Raw genomic sequence first — 4827 nt, 5'->3', positions numbered from 1 at the left:
CCGCCCACGGAGGACGATCTCCCGCCAATCCCAGAGATTGATGACGACGACCCCGACATCATCGACGACACCGGCCCCTCCCCCCGCCTCTGACCCCCGCGCCACCACCCGCCCTTGACGGCTGCCGAGTGTCCGAGCTGGGTTGTTGTGGGTGGCTGAATCCGTCCAAACTCAGACACTCGCTAGGCGATGTGGATGAGGTTGGGTCAGGATTCCGGGGTGACCTGGTTGTGGCGCAGCAGCCAGTCGCCGAGTTCGTTGCGGGAGTCCTCACGGGTCCACAAGGAGGCATGCACACTCACACCGGCAGCATCTGAACTCCCGACGACATGCGTGGACACCATCACGGCGTTGCGGCCCAACGGCAGGGATTCAATCACGTGGATGTCAGCATCTGCATCGCCTGAACCCAGCTCCGCTGCCTCAACGGGGCGACCATCGGAGTCGATCAACACAGCATCCGGGTGGATCGCTGCCGCAGACAGGCCGTTGCGCAGACGCTGCAGTTCCAGCCCCAGAACTTCCTGCTCCACCGTTGCCCCGGCGGCCAGAGAGTCCGACTGTGCATCCAATGCCACCAGCAGATCCGGGTCCTGGTCCTCGGCCTCCTCCTGGGGGCTGTAGGACTCATCGGAGGCAGCACCCACGCGACCACCAGCACCTGAGCCGTTGTTGCCCAACCCTGAGCCACCTGAACTGGCGCTGTCCAGGCCGGGACCGGCGTCGTGGTCCCGGCCGGCTTGGAAGGCGCGGGCCGCGGCGTTGGCGCGGGCATCTGCGGCCTCATTGAGTTCGTGCCCGGCGTGGCCCTTGACCCACTCAAAGGTGACATCGCGCCCCTCCATGGCCGCGTCCAGTGCCTTCATGAGCTCCACGTTCAGGACCGGCTTGCCGTCCTTCTTCTTCCAGCCCTTCTTCTTCCACCCGGGCATCCACTTGGTGATCGAGTTGATCACGTACTGGCTGTCACACAGCACTCGCAACGGTTCACCCAGGTCGGCGGTGGATTCCAGCAGGTCCAGGACTGCCTTGAGTTCCCCCATGTTGTTGGTGCCGTGGGGCCAACCACCGGCCCGCCAGGTGGCGTCGTCGATGTACCAGGCCCACCCCGCGGGACCCGGATTGCCCAGTGCGGAACCGTCAGCTGCTGCGGTGATTGTCATGAGCACAACTTTGTCATGCCGCGCGGACAACACAGTGCGCCTCCAGAACGACGGCGAACGGGGCCACTCGCCCTCTCGGACGAATGGCCCCTTTCGATCAGCGATCAGCTGATGATCGAGCTCAAAGGCTCAGATCACATCATGCCGCCCATGCCACCCATGGGGTCCTCGCCACCGCCGGCGGCGGCAGGCTCGGGCTTGTCGGCCACAACGGCCTCGGTGGTCAGGAACAGACCGGCAATGGAACCGGCGTTCTGCAGGGCGGAACGGGTCACCTTGACGGGGTCGTTGATGCCCGCAGCCATCAGGTCCTCGTACTCGCCGGTTGCAGCGTTCAGGCCGTAGCCCTTCTCCAGGCCACGAACCTTGTCCACCACAACGCCGGGCTCCAGGCCTGCGTTGAGGGCGATCTGCTTGAGCGGTGCGTCAATGGCGACCTTGACGATGTTGGCACCAGTGGCCTCGTCACCGTCCAGAGCCAGCTTCTCGAACGCGGTCTTGCCTGCCTGAATCAGAGCCACGCCACCACCGGCGACGATGCCCTCTTCCACAGCGGCCTTGGCGTTGCGCACGGCATCCTCGATGCGGTGCTTGCGCTCCTTGAGCTCAACCTCCGTTGCGGCACCGGCCTTGAGTACTGCCACGCCGCCGGCCAGCTTGGCCAGGCGCTCCTGCAGCTTCTCACGGTCGTAATCGGAATCGGAGTTCTCGATCTCGGCACGGATCTGGGCCACACGGCCTTCGATCTCTTCCTGGGTGCCGGCGCCGTCGACGATGGTGGTCTCGTCCTTGGTGACAACCACCTTGCGGGCGGTGCCCAGCTCGTCCAGGGTTGCGGTCTCCAGGGAGAGGCCGACCTCCTCGGTGATGACCTGGCCGCCGGTCAGGATGGCGATGTCAGCCAGCTGAGCCTTGCGGCGGTCGCCGAAGCCGGGGGCCTTGACGGCCACGGACTTCACGGCACCGCGGATCTTGTTCAGCACCAGCATGGCCAGTGCTTCACCCTCGACGTCCTCGGCGATGATCAGCAGCGGCTTGCCGCCCTGCATGACCTTCTCCAGCACGGGGACCAGATCCTTCACGGCGGAGATCTTGGAGTTGACGATCAGGATGTAGGGATCCTCCAGGACAGCTTCCTGGCGGTCGGTGTCAGTGACGAAGTAACCGGAGAGGTAGCCCTTGTCAAAGCGCATGCCCTCGGTCAGTTCCAGGTCCAGCCCAAAGGTGTTGGACTCCTCGACCGTGATGACGCCTTCCTTGCCGACCTTCTCCATGGCCTCGGCAATGAGCTTGCCGATCTCGGGATCGGCGGCAGAGATGGACGCGGTGGCGGCGATCTCTTCCTCGGTCTCGATCTCCTTGGCGGAGGAGAGCAGTTCCTCGGTGACGGCAGCCACGGCCTTCTCGATGCCGCGCTTCAGGGATAGCGGGTCCGCACCGGCGGCCACGTTGCGCAGGCCCTCACGGACCAGCGCCTGGGCCAGGACGGTTGCGGTGGTGGTGCCATCGCCTGCGACGTCATCGGTCTTCTTGGCGACCTCCTTGACCAGCTCGGCGCCGATCTTCTCGTAGGGGTCCTCCAGCTCGATTTCCTTGGCGATGGAGACACCGTCGTTGGTGATGGTGGGGGCGCCCCAGGACTTCTCCAGCACCACGTTGCGGCCGCGCGGGCCCAGAGTGACCTTGACGGCGTCGGCCAGGGTGTTCAGGCCGCGCTCGAGACCGCGACGGGCCTCTTCATCGAATGCGATCAACTTTGCCATGTGTTTCGTCCCTCCTGGACGGTCAACAGACTGTGCGCCGGATCCGGTGCCCGCGACGGACGGAGCAGCCCCGCGGGATGGCCCGCACAGCACTGCTCCTCACCGGATTCAGCTGAAGTTCACTCACTGTGCTGAATTGCGCCAGCGGCCGCAGCATGGCCGCTTAGCAGTCAACTCAACTGAGTGCTAGAGCCATTATTGGCACTCGGAGCAGGTGAGTGCAAACCCCTTGAGCCGGTTCGGCTCAGGTGTTCGCGGTGGGCTCACGCAGCCCTGCCCCTACGACGGCGACGACGACGCGCCGGCCTCCCGCATGGCTTCCCACTCGGTGCGCAGAATCCCGTAGATCATGCGGTCGTGGAGTTCACCGCGGACTTTCCGGGCCTGGCGGATCCGAGCTTCTTCCGTGAAACCGAGCTTTTGGGCGACCTTGCACATGCCCACGTTCCCGCTCCACGTTTCCAGGTCCAGCCGGTGGGAGTCCGAGGACGTGAACAGGTGATCCACCCAGAGCTTCATGGCCTCGGTACCGTATCCACCGGACCAGTACTCGGGCGGGTAGATGGAGACTCCCAGAGAACGCAGGGGCATCACATGGCTGCCCTGGCCGTCGTCTTGGGACGGTTTTTCCCAGTGGTACCAGGAGACCTGGCCGATGAAGGAGTCGTCTGCGGCGTCTGCAATCACAGCCGTGGTGCGCAGATCCGGCCAGGTTCCGGCCTCCACCTGCTCACGCAGCGTGGACAGCCACCTCTGGGCGCCCTCAGCGGTGAAGTTGGGGTAGAAGGGTCCATCGAACTTCTGCCAGTCATGTTCCCCTCCCCCCTCCGGAGGCATGATCCAGGATTCGTAGACCGGGAGATCTTCTGCCCGCCAGTCGCGCAAGCGCACGCGCTGACCGGTCACAGGCCAGTGATCGGGAATGCCCTGAGGCCCTGGTTGCTGGTGGGTGGCCACGCTCAGACCCCCGTTCCGAACGGATCCGCAGCCGGCTCCACATAGTCCTGAACCGGAGCTTGTTCCACAGGGGCCTGCTCCACAGGTGCTTGTTCAACGGGGGCCTGCTCCACCGGTGCATCCTGCGCCGGTGCCTGTTCCACTGGCACCTGTTCTTCCGGGGCTTGATCAGCAGGCGCCTGCTGGGCGGGCTGCTGCTCCTCCGGTGCCGACTGCACGGGCTGCGCGCTGGGCCCTCCTGCTATGTCTGTGCCCACAACCACCACCACGGGATAGGAGACGGCATCGTCCTCCACAACGGCGGCAATACCCAGTTCATCGGCAATGGCCTGGGCCTGCTCCTGCTCGTCGTCGGCGTAGTAGACCACGCTGTCGTTGACAGAAACTCCCCAGTTGTCGATCGAGGCCACGGACCATCCCGCGCTGCTCAACTGCTGGGCTGCATTACCGGCGGCCCCATCCACGGATGCAGCGTTGTAGACGCCCACCTGGACGGAGCTGTCCGGTTCCACGGTGGCATCAGGTGAGGCCGTGGTGGTCTGGGCGGTGGGACTGGTGGTGGCACTAGCGGCGTTGTTGATTCGGGTGTACGGGTCAACCCCCACCAGGTAGGCCACCACGCCCACAGCCAACGCTGCTGCACCGGCGGCCAACAGCACCAGGATCTCCTTGGTGGCCCGTGGCGTGGGTGCATCCAACGCCCGGTGGGTTCCGGCCCGGGCTCCGTCCTCCGGGACGTCGTCGAAAATGTCACGCTCATCCCACGGTTGCCCGGCAGGGTGGTGCTGGGTCTGCGGGTTGGGCTCTGTGTTCTCCGGCTGACTGGGCGAGGTCATGGCACCCATCTTCCCACTGACGCGGCACACCGGCGGTTCTGTGTCCTCTGCAAACACCGCTTACGGCGGACCGTGTCTGCATCCATGGACCGCGGATCAGTCCAGGCC

General features: G+C 65.1%; 4 protein-coding genes. All 4 read right to left on the bottom strand.

Features of this window, described 5'->3' with window-relative positions:
* Positions 1 to 206: 206 nt before the first annotated feature.
* Positions 207 to 1163, bottom strand: a complete 957-nt coding sequence (locus L979_RS12355) for a ribonuclease H (RefSeq protein WP_047692510.1) — start codon at positions 1161 to 1163, stop codon at positions 207 to 209.
* 134 nt (positions 1164 to 1297) lie between these two features.
* Positions 1298 to 2926: a chaperonin GroEL gene (gene groL, locus L979_RS12350; protein ID WP_047692508.1), complete on the bottom strand. Its 1629-nt coding sequence runs from the start codon at positions 2924 to 2926 to the stop codon at positions 1298 to 1300.
* 279 nt (positions 2927 to 3205) lie between these two features.
* Positions 3206 to 3883: a GNAT family N-acetyltransferase gene (locus L979_RS12345; RefSeq protein ID WP_231559539.1), complete on the bottom strand. Its 678-nt coding sequence runs from the start codon at positions 3881 to 3883 to the stop codon at positions 3206 to 3208.
* 2 nt (positions 3884 to 3885) lie between these two features.
* Complete coding sequence (locus L979_RS12340; protein WP_197052151.1) at positions 3886 to 4719, bottom strand: LytR C-terminal domain-containing protein; 834 nt, start codon at positions 4717 to 4719, stop codon at positions 3886 to 3888.
* Between the last annotated feature and the right edge of the window lie 108 nt (positions 4720 to 4827).

The sequence above is a fragment of the Kocuria sp. ZOR0020 genome, assembly GCF_000800955.1.
GTDB lineage: Bacteria > Actinomycetota > Actinomycetes > Actinomycetales > Micrococcaceae > Kocuria > Kocuria subflava.
The sequence above is the reverse complement of the archived record's forward strand: the minus strand, read 5'-3'. Positions and strand labels throughout refer to the sequence as shown.